Consider the following 15,211-nt stretch of genomic DNA (forward strand, 5'->3'; position numbering starts at 1 on the left):
TCTACCAGTGCCGTCCGGCGGCTGAACAGCGAATTTCCCGTTCGGCGGGCGGGAGTTGCTAGGCCGGCTGGAGGATCGCCACCAGGCGGTGCGCGGCGTCGGGGGACATCAGGATCTCGTGGATGCGGGCGGATCGTCGGGCGGCCTCCCGGGCGCGGGGGAACATGGCCCGCTCGTACCGGTGCGCGGCCGCGTCGGGGGCGTCCGGGTCCGCGGCGAGGGCGAGGCCGAGTTCGGCCCCGTCGAGCAGGGCCGCGTTGGCGCCCTCGCCGGCCGGCGGCATCAGGTGGGCGGCGTCGCCGAGCAGGGTGACGCCGGGTACGTGGGCCCAGGTCAGCCCGACCGGCAGCGTGGACAGGGAGCGGACCGTGAGGGCCCCGTCGCACGCGTCGATCAGGTCGGTGAACTCCGCTGCCCAGTCGGCGAACCGCTCCCGCAGCAGCGGCCGGGCACGGGCCGGGTCCTCGAAGGGGATGCCGCAGGTCGCGGGCCAGTCCTCGGGGCCGTGGAAGGTGAGGTAGACGCGCAGCCGGCCGTCGCCGCCCAGCTGGGCGGACAGGGAACGACCCGGGCCGAAGGCCCAGTAGTTGCCGCGTCCCACCAGGGCGGCGAGGTCGGGCCGGGTGCGGACGAGGCCGGGGATGCCCAGTTCGACGACATGGGCGCCGAGAGGGGTCGGTCGGGCGTCGGTGACGAGGGGGCGTACGCGGGAGTTGGCGCCGTCCGCCCCGACGAGCAGGTCGCATTCGGCGGTCCGGCCGCCGGTGAAGTGCAGGCGGTGGCGGCCCCCGGGCAGCGGTTCGGCCCGCTCCAGGCCGTGGTCCCAGGCGACGGCGGTGGGAGGCAGCGAACCGAGGAGGATCGCGCGCAGGTCCGCGCGGTCGACCTCGGGGCGGTCCATCGGGGCGTCGTCGGGGGTGTCCTGGCGCAGCAGGACCGTGCCGGTGTGGTCGAGCAGCCGGTGGTCCTGGCCCTCGCGCCGGGCCATGGTCAGGAACTCCGCCTCCAGTCCGGCCTCGCGCAGCGCGCGCTGACCGGTGTCGGTGTGCAGGTCGAGCATGCCGCCCTGGGTCCGGGCGGTCGGCGAGGCCTCGCGCTCGTACACGACGGCCTCGATGCCGTACAGGTGGAGGACGCGGGCCAGGAGCAGGCCGCCGGGCCCGGCTCCGATGACGGCGATGTGCGGCATGGGTGTGCTCCCTCGGGTGGCATCGGGGGCGGTGTCGGTTTTCGATACACCGTATTTCTACGATACAGCGTATCGATCACCTGTCGATACGCTGTATCGAAACTGGGGTGGTCCGAGGACCCGAGGGAGAGGCAGGGAAGCCCGTGCTCATCTGGGAACGGCCCGAGCCGGCCGCACGGTCGTCGCTCAGCCCGTTGAGCCGCGACCGCATCGTGCGGGCCGCGGTCGGGCTGGCCGACGACGACGGACTGACGGCGGTCTCGCTGCGCAAGGTCGCCGCCGCGCTGGACGCCGGCCCGATGCGGCTCTACCGCTACGTGGACACCAAGGAGGAACTCCTCGACCTGATGCTCGACGCGGTGTACGCCGAGATCCCCCTGCCCGAGCCCGCCGAGGGGGACGAGGGGGACGAGGGCGACTGGGAGGCATCCGTACGGACCCTCGCCCACGGGCTGCGCTGCGCGGCACTGCGCCACGAGTGGTTCGCCGACCTCCTCGGCGGCCGCCCGCAGTTCGGTCCGGCGGCCCTCGGTCACCTGGAGGCGGTCCTGGCCGCCCTGCGGCGGGCTCCGGGCATCGCCGACGACGACCCGAACGCCCTGATGCACGCCCTGCAGGCGGTGAACGGCTACGTGTTCGGCGCGGTCCGCCACGAGATCGTCGAACTGCGCGTGGAACGCGAGAGCGGGCAGACGGAGCACGAGTGGCAGGCCGCCTCGGGCCCCTACCTCCGGCGCCTCATCGCCACCGGCCGCTACCCCGCCCTCGCCCACCTCGTCACCCGTGGCGCGGACCAGGACCCCGCCGCCATGTTCACCGCGGGCCTGGACGTCATCCTGACCGGCCTGGCGGCTCCGTCCCGGCCGGCTGCGGGCGGCGGGCAGGGGACCTGACGCACCGGGCGGGCCGCCCCCGGGCCCCGTGCGAGCATCGGCGGACGCAACCTCGGCGATCATCCGCAGGACAAGGAAGTGGACCATGCGTCTTCCGCTCGCCCGCATCGTGCCCGTGACGGTGGCCCTCGGAGCCGGAGTGCTGCTCGGCGTGCTCGGCGCGCTCCCGGTGAGATTCGACGGCCCGGTGTTCCAGGTCGTGGGGATCGTGTTCTCCGGGGGCTGGTCGTGGGCGTGCTTCGCCTTCCTGGTGGGCGGATCACGCCCCTCGAAGGCGGAGGCGGCCCTCGTGGCCCCGGTGGCACTGGCCGTCGGTGTGGTCGTCTACTACCTGATCAAGGCGGTGGGGTCCGAGGCGCCGGGAGGGGATCCCACCACGCAGATCCTGGTGTGGGGCGTGGCGGCCTTCCTGTTCGGCGCCCCGATGGGACTCTTCGGGAACCTGGCGCGGAACCCCGGCGTTCCCGGCCTGCCGCTGCGGCTCCTCGTTCCGCTGATCGCCTGGTACGAGACCTCCCGGCGCCTGGAGGTGGAGGCGGCCGCGGCGGGGCCGGTCGCCACGGGCACCTGGAGCACGGTCCGCGTGGTCGCCGTCCTCGCGGCCGTGGCCCTCGTGGGACACACGGCGTGGAGGTGGCGCGCCCGGCGCGACGGCCGCGGCCCCGGGGCCGGTCCGGCGGCGGAACGGGGCAGGTCAGTTCAGGGACTGCCCGACGAGGGCGGCGATACGGGTCTCGACCTCCGGCGTCACCTCGGTCAGGGCGAAGACGGCCGGCCACATCGCACCGTCGTCCAGCCGGGCGAGGTCGCTGAAACCGAGGGTGGCGTAGCGTGACGTGAACTTCTCGGCGCTCTGGAAGTAGCAGACGACCTTGCCGTCCAGCGCGTAGGCGGGCATGCCGTACCAGAGCTTCGGGGCGAGGCCCGGGGCGGCGGCCGTGACGACGGCGTGGACGCGCTCGGCCATGTTCCGGTCCGAGTCCCGCATCCCGGCGATCTTCGCGAGCACGTCCCGCTCGGCTTCGGCCGCCTTGTCCGCGGTCGACCTGCGGCGCGCCTCCTGCTTCAGTTCGCGGGCGTGCTCCTTCATCGCGGCCCGTTCCTCGGCGCTGAATCCCTCGTGGGTGGTGGTTTCGGTACCGGCCATGGCGGACTCCCCCTGGTGTGGTGTGGGTGTCAGTGCAGGACGTCGGACGGCGGGGCCGTTTCCCAGGCGAAGCCGTCCGGGTCGGTGAAGTCTGCGGCGGACGCGCCGATCGTGAGGCGATGGGAGCCGGTGCCCTCCGGGGCCACGCCGGCGTCCTTGGCGAGGGCGCGGCGCTTGTAGAGGGCGAGCTTGACCGGGCCCTCCCCGGCGGCGAACTCCACGTACGTGCCGGGGATGTTCTTCGACACCGTCAGGCCCTGCCCGGTGTAGAAGCGCTTGCTCGCGCCGATGTCCGCGACGCCGAGGAGGAGCACGATGGCGTCGACCTGCCGGGTGACCGGGCCGGTGTCCTTCTTCGCGGAGGTGGCGACCTTCCAGATCGCCCCGTCCGGCGCCCGTACGACACCGCCGTAGCCCCACAGGGACTTCGCGGCGGGCTTGACCGGTGTGGCGCCGGCGTCGAGGGCGGCGTCGACGAGGCGGTTGACGTTGCCCGGCTGGGAAACCGTGAGCGACAGCGTAAAACCGCGGAATCCGGTGGTGGGTGCCTGGGCGGCCCGCAGGCGGATGCGCCGGCCCAGACCGAAGGCGGTGGTGTAGAAGCGGTCGGCGGCCGAGGCGTCGGCCACGTCGAGGGTGACGCATTCGATGGAGGTCATGGTCATCACGCTAGTTGCGGCTGCGGGAGGGGTGCTTCTCGATTCCTGACCGGTTCGCCCGCGTGCTCGGCCCCCTGCGGGGCGGCGGCGGCGCCGAGGTCGCCGAGGTGCAGCAGGACCGTGGCGCGCTCGACGCGGCGGGCCAGGAGGTAGGCGTACGGGCACAGGCCGTACGCGAGCCGGAACCGGCGGCTGAGTTCACCGGCGGGGAGGCCGGCGCCGCGGGCGAGGGCCTCGACGTCCAGCGGCCGCGCGTACTCCCGGTCGATCCGGTCGCGTACGCGGCGCAGTCGGGCGAGGTCGTCCAGGTGCCGGGCCGCGGCGCGGGCGCGGCCCCATGCGGGGTGGCACACGAGGGGGCTCCTGTCGTCGGGGCGTACGGATCAGCGCAGTTGCTGGATGCGGATCAGGTTGCCCGCGGGGTCGCGGAAGGCGCAGTCGCGGATGCCGTAGGGCTGCTCGGTCGGCTCCTGGACGACCTCGGCGTCGGCGGCCCGGACCTTGTCGAAGACGGCGTCGAGGTCCGGGGTGGCCAGGAGGATCCAGCCGTAGGTGCCCTTGGCCATCATCTCGGCGATGGTGCGGCGCTCGGCCTCGGTGATCCCGGGGTCGGCGGCGGGCGGCGCGAGGAGGATGGACGTGTCGGGCTGCCCCTGGGGGCCGACGGTGATCCAGCGCATCCTGCCCTGTCCGACGTCGCTGCGGACCTCGAAGCCGAGGACGTCGCGGTAGAAGACGAGGGAGGCGTCCGGGTCGTCGTGCGGGAGGGCGCTGGTGTGGATGGTGAGGTTCATGACGCTCACGCTAGGGGTGGCCGGGCGGCCCGCGCTTCTCGAATCCTGACCGGTCGTGAGGCGGGCCGCCGGGGGGCGGGGTCATGGCGGGGCGGGGTCAGGCGGGGCGGGTCGCCTTGCCGTCCAGCCACAGGGTGTCGGAAGCGTCGCGGTGGACGCCGGTGGTCCCGACGTGCTTGGCGTCGATCTTCGGGCCGTTCTTGATGACGTGGACCAGCGCCATGCCGTGGCCGCGGCCCAGGCCGTAGTCCTCCTTGAGCCAGGCGAGGACCGTTCCCGCCTTGGTGGACGGGTCGTCGTAGCCGCGCTCGTGGGCGAGGGCGACGAAGGCGCGGGGCGTGAGGCCCGTCTTGGTCTCGATGGTGTCGAGGTAGGCCTGGAACGACATGGGGACTCCCGTTGGTCGGAGGGACGTTGCGCAGTGTGGACCGGGGCCGGGAGCGAAACTCATCGGTCGGTGGGGAAGAATTTTCCGCGGCGCCCAGGGTGGGTGCGGGAAGGCGCTCGACGGAGCGCCGGTAAGGGGGAGCGCGGTGGTGCGGGGGCGGCAGACGGTGGTGTGCGCGGCCCTGGCGGTGGGAGCCGTCGTGCTGGGCACGCTGACCGACTACGACGTGCCGGCCGGGCCGTTCGCGGGCAGCGGCCCGTGCGCGGACGTGGTCGCGGGCCTGCCGGGGGCGCTCCTCGGGCAGGGGCGTGACGCGGTCGGCGGCGCGGGGGCGGCCGGGTGGGGTGGTGGGGCCGTCGTGCTGCGGTGCGGTGTGCGGCCGCTCGCCCCGACCGTGGACACCTGTGTGAACGTCGACGGTGTCGACTGGGTGCTCGACGACGAGCGGGCCGGGCGCAGTGGCGTGTGGGTGTTCACCACCTACGGGCGCGAGCCCGCCGTCGAGGTCGCGTTCAGCGGGGGTGCGCGGTCGGCGGGTGATGCTCTGATCGCGGTCAACCACGGGGTACGGGGGTTCCCGCAGAAGTCCAAGTGCCTGGCGCTGGGCGACACGTGAGGGAGCGCCGCGGGAGGGCGGAGCCTGCGCATTCGGGTGACAGGCCGCCACGGGTGGTGGCACGCCGGCGTTAGAAGGTCGACTTGCCCAACACGGGCCCGTTTCCGCTCTAGCGAAGGATTGCTTGAGAATGCTGAAGAAGATGATGGTCACCGCAGCAGCCACCGCCGCCGCGATCGGCGCGGGCGCTGCCGCTGCCGCGCCGGCCATGGCCATCGGCAACGACAACGGGATCAACACCGTCAACGGCAACGGCGCCTCCCAGATCTACGGCAACCAGAAGACCGCCGGTGACATGAGCCCGCAGCTCAGCGCCGTCCAGGGCACCCTCAACAAGCCCTGCATCGGCCTGCCGGTCAAGGTCAACGCGCAGTCCCTGATCGCGATCCTCGCCAACGTCGGCGTCCAGGACGTCAACGTCCTCGCCAACCCGCAGAACCAGCAGTGCACCGAGAACTCCACCCAGGCCAAGGGCGACGAGCCGCTCTCGCACATCCTGGACAACATCCCGGTCCTCTCCGGCAACGTCTCCGCCAACAGCTGATCCACCGGCAGGGCAGGGCCGGTCGTGGGGGTCCGCACGAGCCCCCGCGGCCGGCCCTTCCGCGTGCCCCGGCGGGCCGCCGACGATCTATGCTCCGGGTCATGACGACGGGGTCGGCGGGTGCCGGTGGGAGCGGGGAGCGGGTCCTCCTGTACGGGGCGGACGGGCTCGTCGAGGGCGAGGAGGCGGCCGGGGCGCCGGCGGCGGCCGACTCCTGGCTGGTCGAGGAGGGACGGGTACGGGAACTGCCCGCGCACTGGCGCCGGTTCGCGGCGGCCGTCGCCGAGGCGGGCGGGCCGGAGCCGGGGGGCTTCCCGGAGGCCGTCGTCGCTGCGCTGCCCCGCACGGGGTGCTGGTTCCCCCGGGTGGAACTGGTCGGCGGCCGGTTGCAGGTGCGGGTGAGGCCGGCGCCCGCGCGGACGGACGCGGTGCGGCTGTGGGCCGGGGGCGAGGATCCCCGCCGCGCGCCCCGGCGCAAGGGGCCGGACCTGGCGGCGCTGGGGGCCCTGCGGGCGGCGGCCGTCGCGGCGGGCGCCGATGACGCGCTGCTCGTCTCCGACGACGGGGTCGTGCTGGAGACCGCCACGGCGAGCCTGGTGTGGTGGGAGGGGGACGTCCTGTGCGTCGTCGATCCCGGACTGCCGGTGCTCGCGGGCGTGACGGCCGCCTGGGTGGTGCGGCGGGCCGGGGAGCTGGGTGTCGCGGTGCGGCGGCGTCGGGCGCGCCCGGCGGAGCTGGACGGCCGCGAGGTGTGGGCCGTCAACGCGTTGCACGGGCTGCGGCCGGTCACCGGGTGGGTGGGGGCCGACGTGGCCGTCGGCCCCGCACCGCGGGTTCAGGAGTGGCGGGCCGCCTGGGCGGACGCCGCGGTGCCGCTGCCCCGGTAGCGGCACGGGTCGAGCAGGATCATGGCGTCCGGGCCCCGCTCAGTGCGCGTCGGAGTCGGCCGTGGCGGACAGCAGCGACAGGCGGCTCGCGGTCCGGTTGACGTCGAGCGGCAGGGACTCGCCCCGCAGCACCTCGTCGAGCGGTGCCTCGCCGATCAGGACGAGGCGTACGTCGCGGTCGCAGAGCACGTCGACGAGGTTGGCGAACCGCTGGGCCGCGTCGCGGTCCTCGCCGGCCAGGCGGGGCAGGCCGGAGAGCACCCAGACGGGGTGGCGGTCCGTCAGTGCGAGGTAGTCGCCGGTCGAGTTCGGCCGGTCGCACAGGTCGTGGAAGTCGAACCAGATCCGCTCGCCGTCGACGGCCAGCGCCTGGACGGTGCGGCCGCCGGTCACCTCCACCTGCTGCCGGTCGCCGGGCCGCGGGAGGCCGAGGCCGTGTTCGGCGAGCTGCTCCTCGGTGCCGGGCCAGAGGTAGGCACCGCGTTCGAACTCGGAGCGGGCCGTGCCCGACGCGTACTCGGCCCGGTAGTCCCGTCCGCCGCCGAGTTCGACGACGTCCATGGTCTCTTCGAGCATCTTGATCGTCGGAAGGAACATCTCGTGGAAGACGGGGTTGGGGAGCAGTCCGGCCGGAGGGTAGTTGGAGGTGGTGAGCAGGGTGATCCTCTGGTCGAGGATCGACCGCAGGACGCGGCCGATCAGCATCGCGTCGCCGGCGTCGTGGACGTGGAACTCGTCGAAGACGAGGAAGCGGCAGTCGCCCAGCAGCTCGGTGACGGCGAGGTCGGTGACCCGGCGGTCGCCCTGGTGGCGGTGGTAGGCGGCGTGGAACTCGCGGAAGAAGTCGTGGAAGTGCAGGCGGCGCTTGTTCCGCAGGGGCACGGCCTCGTAGAGGGTGGTGGTCAGCCAGCTCTTGCCGCGGCCGACCGAGCCCCACAGGTACACCCCGCGCGGGGGTTCGGCGCCGCGGCCGAAGAGTCCCCGTTTGCGCGTGACGTCCGCGCCGAGTTCACCGAGCCTGAGGGCGGCCTGTCGCTGGGCTTCGTCCAGGACGAAGCCGGCCTGCCGGGCCGCGTTCTCGAACTCCCGCATCACCTGATGATCACCCGTTTCCCCTCGGTACCGAATCCCTGATCCGCACGAGCGATCAAGAGCTGATCATCATTCCTGACGCGTACGACCCCCTCCAAGACCGGATCGCCACGGGCGGCGTCTCCGATCGCGGTGACGGGGCGTGGTGAGCGCCGCCTGACCATGTGGCTTCGGGATTGGGCATCCGCCGGCCAGCACGTTCCCGCGAACGCACCTCGTATGTGGCTGGACAACCAGAACCTAGACCCCCTAGGTTTCTACCTGGATGATCTAGGCAACGATCGAGGGGATGTCCCGTGGTGCGTGCGGGGCTGAGTGCCGCCGTCCTGCTGGAGGCGGCGTCCGCCATGGCGGACGAGACCGGTATCGAGAAGGTGACGCTGTCCGCGCTCGCGCGGCGCTTCGGGGTCAAGGACGCGAGCCTGTACTCGCACGTGCGGAACCTGCGGGACCTGCGGGTGCGGGTCGCGCTGCTGGCCTCCGAGGAGATGACCGGGCGGATCGCGGACGCCGTCGCGGGACGCTCCGGCAAGGAGGCGCTCGTCGCCTTCGCCGACGCCTACCGGGCGTACGCCCTGGCGCACCCCGGCCGGTACGCGGCGACGCAGATGCGCTTCGAGCCCGAGGAGGTGGCGGACTCCGCCGGTTTCCGCCGCAGCGTCGAGCTGACGTACGGGATGCTGCGCGGCTACGGGCTGCGGGAGCCGGACCTGACCGACGCGGGCCGGCTGCTGCGCAGCTCCTTCCACGGCTTCGTCCACCTCGAACTCGGGGGCGGCTTCGGGCACTCCCGCGCGGTGGGGGAGTCCTGGGCGCGGGCGCTCGACGCGCTGCACGTGGCCCTGGAGAACTGGCCGTCGCGCGACGGCACGCAAGACGGCACGCAAGACGGCACGCAAGACGGCACGGAAGACGACGGGGAGAACCGCTGATGGACACGCCCACCGCCCGCACCCTCAAGGTGCCCGGCGCGACCCTCTACTACGAGACGCGGGGCAGCGGCCCCGTACTGCTGCTGATCCCCGGCGGCGGAGCCGACGCCGCCGTGTACGCGGCGATCGCCCCCGCGCTCGCCGACGCCGGGTACACCGTCGTCGCGCAGGACCCGCGCGGCCAGTCCCGCAGCACCCTCGACGGGCCGCCCGCCGGGCAGCGGCCGGCGGACTGGGCCGACGACGCGCGGCGCCTGCTCGACGAGGTCTCCCCGCACGGGCCCGCGTACGTACTGGGCTGCAGCGCGGGTGCGATCGCCGCGCTCGACCTGCTGGCCCGGTACCCGCACCGGGTGCGCCGGGTGGTGGCGCACGAGCCGCCGCTGGTGGAGGTGCTGGAGGACCCCGCACCGTACCGGGCGCTGTTCGCCGAGGTCCGGGCGCTGTTCCTGGCGGAGGGCGGCGGACCCGCGATGGCGCGCTTCGGCGAGGGCCTCGGGCGGCCCGACCAGGAGCGGGAGCCGGACGAACCGGCCCCCGAGGTGCTGGAGATGATGCCGCGCGCGTACGCCAACACCCCGTTCTTCCTGGAGCACGTGCTGTGCCCCTTCACGGGCAGCGCTCCCGACCTGCCGGCCCTGCGGGAGGCCTCCGCGCGGCTGGTCACGGCCGCCGGACGGGACTCGCGCCCCCAGCCGGCGCTCCACGGGCCGGCCCGGCGGCTGGCGGAGCTGACGGGGGCCCGCTTCGCCGAGTTCCCGGGCGGACACCTGGGCTGCACGCAGCGGCCGGCGGAGTTCGCGGAGCGGCTGCTGGAGGTCCTGGCGGACGGGGACGGGGACCGCTGAGGTCTACGGGGTGGCGCGGACCGGGAAGGTGAAGGCGTAGCCCCGCGCGGAGAGCCAGGGCAGGTACTGCTTGAGCGCCGCGACGGTCTCGCTGCGGTCGCCGCCGCCGTCGTGGAAGAGGACGGTCGGCTGCTGCGGCAGCTTGCCCTCCACGGCGGACACGATCGCCGGCAGGCCCGGACGGCTCCAGTCCTTGGGGTCCACGCTCCAGCCCAGGGGCTGCATCCCGCTCTCGGTGGCCACCGCACGGCTGTCGGGGGTGAAGGCACCGCCCGGCGCGCGGTAGTAGTCGACGGCAACGCCCGGCACGGCCTTCTGGATCATGGCCTTGCCGTCGAGTATCTGCTTGCGCTGGTAAGCGACGGGCTTGTGGTCCATGGTCACGTCGTGGTCGGCGGAGTGGTCGCACAGCCGGTGCCCGTCGGCGGCGACCGCGCGCACCAGCTCCGGGTACTTCTGGGCGTTGGTACCGATCATGCAGAAGGTGGCCTTGACGTGGTTCTTCCGCAGCACCTGGAGGACCTGGGGGGTCCAGCGGGGGTCGGGGCCGTCGTCGATGGTGATGGCGACGGCGTGGCCCGGGCCCTGGGCCAGCCGGGTGATCCCCAGCGGGGTCCGGGCGGCACCCTCGACGGCACCCCGGGCGGTGGTGTGTGCCTCGGTACGGGCCGCGGCGTGGGCGGAGCCCTGCGCACCCCGGGCGGTGGTGTGCGCCTCCGTGCGGGCCGCGCCGTGGGCGGAGCCCGCGGGAGCGCCGGCCGCGGGGTGGCCCGCCGGGCCGTCCGTGGCGGCGAGGGCCGGTGCGGCGGCTGCCGCCAGGAGGCCGAGGACGGCCGCCGTCACGGCGGATCCCGCACGCCGACGACGCACGGAACTGGTGGTCATGCCCATGGACGCGCTCTTCCTTTGCGCTCGGCCCCCGGATCTCGTACTGCCGTTCCAGGCTAGGTCAGGCGTCTTCGCCGCCGCCTCCACCGAACGGCCCCCGGGGCGGCGCGAGCGCCCGGAACCGTTGCGGCGATCGGCCCCTGGCCGCAGGGGTGTCATTGGTCACGCCGGTGGCCGGGCCGCTCCCCGGTCACCGAGGGTGCCAGGCCGCGCACTCCCGCGCACCGCCGGCGGCCTCAGCGCGACGGGGTCACCGTCCAGGAGTCGGTGCCGGTGAGGAGCGCCCCGAGGTCCGCCTTCCCGTGCTGCTCCACCGCCGCTTCCAGCTGGTCGGCCATGAGGGTGTCGTAGACGGGGCGGGTGGTGTCGCGGAAGACGCCGATGGGGGTGTGGTGGAGGGTGTCGGGGTCGGCGAGGCGGGAGAGGGCGAAGGCGGTGGTGGGGCTGGTGGCGTGGGCGTCGTGGGTCAGGACGCGGTGTTCGTTGTCGGGGGTGACGGTGATGACTTCGAGGTCGCCGGTGTCGGGGTTGCGGGTGACGCCCTTGGTGTCGTCGGTGCCGAAGCGGATGGGCCGGCCGTGTTCGAGGCGGATGACGGCTTCGCGGGCCTGTTCCTGGTCCTTGAGGGCGTCGAAGGCGCCGTCGTTGAAGATGTTGCAGTTCTGGTAGATCTCGACGAGGGCGGTGCCGGGGTGGTCGGCTGCCTGGCGCAGGACCTCGGTGAGGTGTTTGCGGTCGGAGTCGATGGTGCGGGCGACGAAGGTGGCTTCGGCTCCGAGGGCGAGGGAGACGGGGTTGAAGGGCGCGTCGAGGGAGCCCATCGGGGTGGATTTGGTGATCTTGCCGACTTCGGAGGTGGGGGAGTACTGGCCCTTGGTGAGGCCGTAGATCCGGTTGTTGAAGAGCAGGATCTTGAGGTTGACGTTGCGGCGCAGGGCGTGGATGAGGTGGTTGCCGCCGATGGAGAGGGCGTCGCCGTCGCCGGTGACGACCCAGACGGAGAGGTCGCGGCGGGAGGAGGCGAGTCCGGTGGCGATGGCGGGGGCGCGGCCGTGGATGGAGTGCATCCCGTAGGTGTTCATGTAGTACGGGAAGCGGGAGGAGCAGCCGATGCCGGAGACGAAGACGATGTTCTCCCTGGCCAGTCCGAGCTCGGGCATGAAGCCCTGTACGGCGGCGAGGACGGCGTAGTCGCCGCAGCCCGGACACCAGCGGACCTCCTGGTCCGACTTGAAGTCCCTGGCCGCGAGCGCCGCCTCCGCCCTGGGGATCAGACTCAGTGCCTCAGTCATCGATGGCCTCCTGGAGGACCTCGGCGAGCTGCTCGGCCTTGAACGGCATGCCGTTGACCTGGGTGTGGGAGCGGGCGTCGACCAGGTACCTCGCCCGGATCAGGGTGGCGAGCTGCCCGAGGTTCATCTCGGGGACGACGACCCGCTCGTAGCGGGCGAGTACCTCTTCGAGGTTCGCCGGGAAGGGGTTGAGGTGGCGCAGGTGGGCCTGCGCGATGGCCGTCCCCTGGGCGCGGAGCCGGCGGACGGCGGCGGTGATGGGGCCGTAGGTGGAGCCCCATCCCAGGACCAGGGTGCGGGCGGTGCCGGTGGGGTCGTCGACCTCCAGGTCGGGGACGGCGATGCCGTCGATCTTGGCCTGGCGGGTGCGGACCATGTGGTCGTGGTTGGCCGGGTCGTAGGAGATGTTCCCGGTGCCGTCCTGCTTCTCGATCCCGCCGATCCGGTGTTCCAGCCCCGGCGTCCCCGGGACCGCCCACGGCCGGGCCAGCGTCTGCGGGTCCCGCTTGTAGGGCCAGAACACCTCGGTGCCGTCGGCCAGCGTGTGGTTGGGGGCGGTCGCGAACCGGGTCCGCAGATCAGGCAGTTCGTCCGGATGGGGGACGCGCCAGGGCTCGGAGCCGTTGGCGAGGTAGCCGTCGGAGAGGACGAAGACCGGGGTGCGGTAGGTGAGCGCGATCCTGGCCGCCTCCAGCGTGGCGTCGAAGCAGTCGGCGGCGGTGCGGGGGGCCACGATCGGGACCGGGGCCTCACCGTTGCGCCCGTACATCGCCTGGAGCAGGTCGGCCTGCTCGGTCTTGGTCGGCAGCCCCGTCGAGGGCCCGCCCCGCTGGATGTCCACGATCAGCAGCGGCAGCTCCAGCGACACCGCCAGCCCGATCGTCTCCGACTTCAGCGCCACACCCGGCCCGGAGGTCGTCGTCACCCCCAGCGCCCCGCCGAACGCCGCCCCCAGCGCCGCACCGATCCCCGCGATCTCGTCCTCCGCCTGGAAGGTCCGCACCCCGAAGTTCTTGTGCCTGGACAGCTCGTGCAGGATGTCCGAGGCCGGCGTGATCGGGTACGAACCCAGGTACAGCGGCAGATCCGCCTGCCGCGCCGCCGCGATCAGCCCGTACGACAGCGCCAGGTTCCCCGAGATGTTGCGGTACACACCCGCCGGGAACGCCTTCGTCGCCGGAGCCACCTCATAGGAAACCGCGAAGTCCTCCGTGGTCTCCCCGAAGTTCCAGCCCGCCCGGAACGCCACGATGTTCGCCTCGGCGATGTCCGGCTTCTTCGCGAACTTCTGCCGCAGGAACTTCTCCGTGTTCTCCGTCGGCCGGTGGTACATCCACGACAGCAGACCCAGCGCGAACATGTTCTTGCTGCGCTCGGCCTCCTTGCGCGACAGACCGAAGTCCTTCAGCGCCTCCACCGTCAGCGTGGTCAGCGGCACCCCGTGCACCCGGTAGGCGTCCAGCGAACCGTCCTCCAGCGGAGACGTCGCGTACCCCACCTTCGCCATCGGCCGCTTCGTGAACTCGTCCGTGTTCACGATGATCTCCGCACCCCGCGGCACATCGGCGATGTTCGCCTTCAGCGCCGCCGGATTCATCGCCACCAGAACGTTCGGCGCGTCCCCCGGCGTCAGGATGTCGTGATCCGCGAAATGCAGCTGGAACGACGACACACCCGGCAGGGTCCCGGCAGGCGCCCGGATCTCCGCCGGGAAATTCGGCAACGTCGAAAGATCATTACCGAACGACGCCGTCTCCGACGTGAAACGGTCACCCGTCAACTGCATACCGTCACCCGAATCACCCGCAAAACGGATGACCACACGGTCGACGCGGCGGACCTCGGTCCCGTTCGCCATGTCAGCCGCTCTGCTCGTCGCGGCGCAGCTCCGGCGCGTGCCGGTAACCCAGGATCAGGACGTCGCGGACGGCCGGCTTGGCCGGGTCCTGCGCGTGGATGGGGCGCACCGCGTGGAGGATCCGGGCGTCCGCCCAGAACATGGTGTCCATCTGCTCGGTGAGGGTGAACTCGGCCATGAGCTCCTTCTCCAGGCTGTAGACCTGGGATTCCCCGCCCCGGGCGTTGAAGCGGCCCATCAGGTGGATCGCGCCGAAGTCGACCTCGTCGCGGTGCGGGCCCTCGGGGGTCGGCTCCCCCGTCTCGTCCGGGGTGCTGATGATCCGGAACTGGTGGCACTGGACGTCCCAGGGGTCGTCGAGCCAGGAGTCCGCGGGGACCGGGAACTTCTCGAAGTCGGTGCGCAGGAGCCGGGTCAGGAGCGGGTTGTCGAGGGTGGCCCGGCTGAGGGGGGCCACGTCGCGGTCGATGCCGCCGGCGTAGTCGTTGGCGTTCATCGACTGGAAGTAGGGCCGGTGGGGGCGCAGCCGGACCTCTCCGGTGCGGGGCACGAAGAAGAACCGGTCGTAGCGGCGCTCGCGGAAGCGCGACCCGCCCTTCAGGTACCGGTCCGTCTCCAGGTTCTCCCACTCGGCGGCCAATTCCTTGACGTGCTGCCTCAATTCGGCATCGATGACGAGCCGGTCGGCCGGCAGCAACGAATATCCATTGGCCCGCAGTTCTTCTCGTGCTTCGGTCTGCATGATTCGCTCCTCCACGCCGGATCTCACGCACTCGTGCATCCCGAGGTTCCCACAGCCGTACTGACGCTGAACTGACAGGGCCGACGGGTCAGGAGGACGTCAGCCGGTCGTCACGGCACCTGTGCTTCACTCGACCGGTATGACAGAACAATTAGTGTCCTCGCCCAGATCGGAACGCCGGACGGTTCTGGAAGAAATCGTCGTGGCGGAATTCAAGACGGCACTTCTCATGCCCGACGACGAAGAGCTGCCGCTGGAGGACAGCTTCTTCGAGCTCGGCATGACGTCCCTGCTGCTCACCCAGGTCAAGCAGCGGCTCGAAGACCGGCTGGGACGGGGCATCAGCAGCACGGCCCTGTTCAACCAGCCCACCGTCGAGCGGCTGACCGACCATCTGGCCTCGGACGTGCTGGCCGACATCTTCGACGCGAATTGAGAGGAA

At 72.4% G+C, this 15,211-nt stretch carries 18 protein-coding genes; 7 read left to right on the plus strand and 11 right to left on the minus strand.

Annotated elements, in window-relative coordinates:
• Positions 1–58 precede the first annotated feature (58 nt).
• Positions 59–1,189 (minus strand): FAD-dependent oxidoreductase, encoded by a 1,131-nt coding sequence (locus tag SLAV_RS39665; protein ID WP_030241507.1) that lies wholly within the window; start codon positions 1,187–1,189, stop codon positions 59–61.
• 143 nt (positions 1,190–1,332) lie between these two features.
• On the opposite strand from SLAV_RS39665, the gene SLAV_RS39670 reads away from it, so the two are divergent.
• Entirely contained in the window at positions 1,333–2,082 is a 750-nt protein-coding gene (locus tag SLAV_RS39670) for a TetR/AcrR family transcriptional regulator C-terminal domain-containing protein (protein WP_031943785.1), read from the plus strand.
• Positions 2,083–2,776: 694 nt separating this feature from the next.
• On the opposite strand, the gene SLAV_RS39680 is transcribed toward SLAV_RS39670, so the two are convergent.
• From SLAV_RS39680 to SLAV_RS39700, 5 genes are all read right to left on the minus strand, one after another.
• Complete coding sequence (locus tag SLAV_RS39680) at positions 2,777–3,229, minus strand: iron chaperone (protein WP_030241515.1); 453 nt, start codon at positions 3,227–3,229, stop codon at positions 2,777–2,779.
• 29 nt (positions 3,230–3,258) lie between these two features.
• On the minus strand, positions 3,259–3,888 hold the full coding sequence (locus SLAV_RS39685) for a VOC family protein (RefSeq protein ID WP_030241517.1): 630 nt from the start codon (positions 3,886–3,888) through the stop codon (positions 3,259–3,261).
• A 5-nt stretch (positions 3,889–3,893) separates the two neighbouring features.
• Positions 3,894–4,241 carry a helix-turn-helix domain-containing protein gene (locus SLAV_RS39690; RefSeq protein WP_031943783.1) on the minus strand — a complete coding sequence of 116 codons (348 nt, stop codon included), beginning with the start codon at positions 4,239–4,241 and terminating at the stop codon, positions 3,894–3,896.
• Positions 4,242–4,271: 30 nt separating this feature from the next.
• Entirely contained in the window at positions 4,272–4,682 is a 411-nt protein-coding gene (locus SLAV_RS39695; protein ID WP_030241522.1) for a VOC family protein, read from the minus strand.
• A gap of 97 nt (positions 4,683–4,779) precedes the next feature.
• Entirely contained in the window at positions 4,780–5,070 is a 291-nt protein-coding gene (locus SLAV_RS39700; protein ID WP_031943782.1) for a DUF4287 domain-containing protein, read from the minus strand.
• A 148-nt stretch (positions 5,071–5,218) separates the two neighbouring features.
• Here SLAV_RS39700 and SLAV_RS39705 point away from each other — a divergent pair, with 148 nt between their 5' ends.
• The 3 genes from SLAV_RS39705 to SLAV_RS39715 all read left to right on the plus strand — a co-directional run bounded on the left by SLAV_RS39705 (position 5,219) and on the right by SLAV_RS39715 (position 7,117).
• Positions 5,219–5,686 carry a DUF3515 family protein gene (locus SLAV_RS39705; RefSeq protein WP_031943781.1) on the plus strand — a complete coding sequence of 156 codons (468 nt, stop codon included), beginning with the start codon at positions 5,219–5,221 and terminating at the stop codon, positions 5,684–5,686.
• A 130-nt stretch (positions 5,687–5,816) separates the two neighbouring features.
• Entirely contained in the window at positions 5,817–6,230 is a 414-nt protein-coding gene (locus SLAV_RS39710) for a rodlin (RefSeq protein WP_030241530.1), read from the plus strand.
• A 101-nt stretch (positions 6,231–6,331) separates the two neighbouring features.
• Positions 6,332–7,117 (plus strand): aminotransferase class IV, encoded by a 786-nt coding sequence (locus tag SLAV_RS39715; RefSeq protein WP_233109173.1) that lies wholly within the window; start codon positions 6,332–6,334, stop codon positions 7,115–7,117.
• Between the two features lie 39 nt (positions 7,118–7,156).
• Here SLAV_RS39715 and zapE read toward each other — a convergent pair whose 3' ends face one another.
• Positions 7,157–8,209, minus strand: coding sequence for a cell division protein ZapE (gene zapE / locus SLAV_RS39720; RefSeq protein ID WP_030241535.1), 1,053 nt, complete (start codon positions 8,207–8,209; stop codon positions 7,157–7,159).
• 296 nt (positions 8,210–8,505) lie between these two features.
• Between zapE and SLAV_RS39725 the strand changes: the two genes are divergently transcribed.
• Both SLAV_RS39725 and SLAV_RS39730 read left to right on the plus strand, forming a co-directional pair.
• Complete coding sequence (locus tag SLAV_RS39725) at positions 8,506–9,141, plus strand: TetR/AcrR family transcriptional regulator (protein ID WP_031943780.1); 636 nt, start codon at positions 8,506–8,508, stop codon at positions 9,139–9,141.
• A complete protein-coding gene (locus tag SLAV_RS39730; protein ID WP_030241539.1) occupies positions 9,141–9,989 on the plus strand; it encodes an alpha/beta fold hydrolase in 849 nt (282 codons plus the stop codon). The genes SLAV_RS39725 and SLAV_RS39730 overlap by 1 nt, the downstream gene beginning before the upstream one ends.
• 3 nt (positions 9,990–9,992) lie before the next feature.
• Here the strand turns inward: SLAV_RS39730 and SLAV_RS39735 are convergent, their stop codons facing one another.
• The 4 genes from SLAV_RS39735 to SLAV_RS39750 all read right to left on the minus strand — a co-directional run bounded on the left by SLAV_RS39735 (position 9,993) and on the right by SLAV_RS39750 (position 14,769).
• Positions 9,993–10,874, minus strand: a complete 882-nt coding sequence (locus tag SLAV_RS39735) for a polysaccharide deacetylase family protein (RefSeq protein ID WP_051841536.1) — start codon at positions 10,872–10,874, stop codon at positions 9,993–9,995.
• A gap of 239 nt (positions 10,875–11,113) precedes the next feature.
• Entirely contained in the window at positions 11,114–12,169 is a 1,056-nt protein-coding gene (locus SLAV_RS39740) for a 2-oxoacid:ferredoxin oxidoreductase subunit beta (protein ID WP_031943778.1), read from the minus strand.
• The gene (locus SLAV_RS39745; protein WP_031943777.1) at positions 12,162–14,027 is read right to left on the minus strand and encodes a 2-oxoacid:acceptor oxidoreductase subunit alpha; all 1,866 of its coding nucleotides are present in this window, start codon (positions 14,025–14,027) and stop codon (positions 12,162–12,164) included. Before SLAV_RS39745 ends, SLAV_RS39740 begins: the two co-directional genes overlap by 8 nt.
• Before the next feature lies 1 nt (position 14,028).
• Complete coding sequence (locus tag SLAV_RS39750) at positions 14,029–14,769, minus strand: 2OG-Fe dioxygenase family protein (RefSeq protein ID WP_244225302.1); 741 nt, start codon at positions 14,767–14,769, stop codon at positions 14,029–14,031.
• 139 nt (positions 14,770–14,908) lie between these two features.
• Here SLAV_RS39750 and SLAV_RS39755 point away from each other — a divergent pair, with 139 nt between their 5' ends.
• Positions 14,909–15,205, plus strand: a complete 297-nt coding sequence (locus SLAV_RS39755) for an acyl carrier protein (RefSeq protein WP_167456843.1) — start codon at positions 14,909–14,911, stop codon at positions 15,203–15,205.
• The last annotated feature ends 6 nt before the right edge of the window (positions 15,206–15,211 follow it).

The organism is Streptomyces lavendulae subsp. lavendulae, assembly GCF_002803845.1.
Taxonomy (GTDB): Bacteria; Actinomycetota; Actinomycetes; order Streptomycetales; family Streptomycetaceae; genus Streptomyces; species Streptomyces lavendulae.

Coding starts and splice junctions, on each gene's coding strand:
- SLAV_RS39715 (WP_233109173.1), top strand. CDS start 6,332: ATGACGACGGGGTCGGCGGGTGCCGGTGGGAGCGGGGAGCGGGTCCTC.
- SLAV_RS39680 (WP_030241515.1), bottom strand. CDS start 3,229: ATGGCCGGTACCGAAACCACCACCCACGAGGGATTCAGCGCCGAGGAA.
- SLAV_RS39700 (WP_031943782.1), bottom strand. CDS start 5,070: ATGTCGTTCCAGGCCTACCTCGACACCATCGAGACCAAGACGGGCCTC.
- SLAV_RS39665 (WP_030241507.1), bottom strand. CDS start 1,189: ATGCCGCACATCGCCGTCATCGGAGCCGGGCCCGGCGGCCTGCTCCTG.
- SLAV_RS39685 (WP_030241517.1), bottom strand. CDS start 3,888: ATGACCTCCATCGAATGCGTCACCCTCGACGTGGCCGACGCCTCGGCC.
- zapE (WP_030241535.1), bottom strand. CDS start 8,209: ATGCGGGAGTTCGAGAACGCGGCCCGGCAGGCCGGCTTCGTCCTGGAC.
- SLAV_RS39740 (WP_031943778.1), bottom strand. CDS start 12,169: ATGACTGAGGCACTGAGTCTGATCCCCAGGGCGGAGGCGGCGCTCGCG.
- SLAV_RS39695 (WP_030241522.1), bottom strand. CDS start 4,682: ATGAACCTCACCATCCACACCAGCGCCCTCCCGCACGACGACCCGGAC.
- SLAV_RS39730 (WP_030241539.1), top strand. CDS start 9,141: ATGGACACGCCCACCGCCCGCACCCTCAAGGTGCCCGGCGCGACCCTC.
- SLAV_RS39710 (WP_030241530.1), top strand. CDS start 5,817: ATGCTGAAGAAGATGATGGTCACCGCAGCAGCCACCGCCGCCGCGATC.
- SLAV_RS39745 (WP_031943777.1), bottom strand. CDS start 14,027: ATGGCGAACGGGACCGAGGTCCGCCGCGTCGACCGTGTGGTCATCCGT.
- SLAV_RS39755 (WP_167456843.1), top strand. CDS start 14,909: ATGACAGAACAATTAGTGTCCTCGCCCAGATCGGAACGCCGGACGGTT.
- SLAV_RS39750 (WP_244225302.1), bottom strand. CDS start 14,769: ATGCAGACCGAAGCACGAGAAGAACTGCGGGCCAATGGATATTCGTTG.
- SLAV_RS39735 (WP_051841536.1), bottom strand. CDS start 10,874: ATGACCACCAGTTCCGTGCGTCGTCGGCGTGCGGGATCCGCCGTGACG.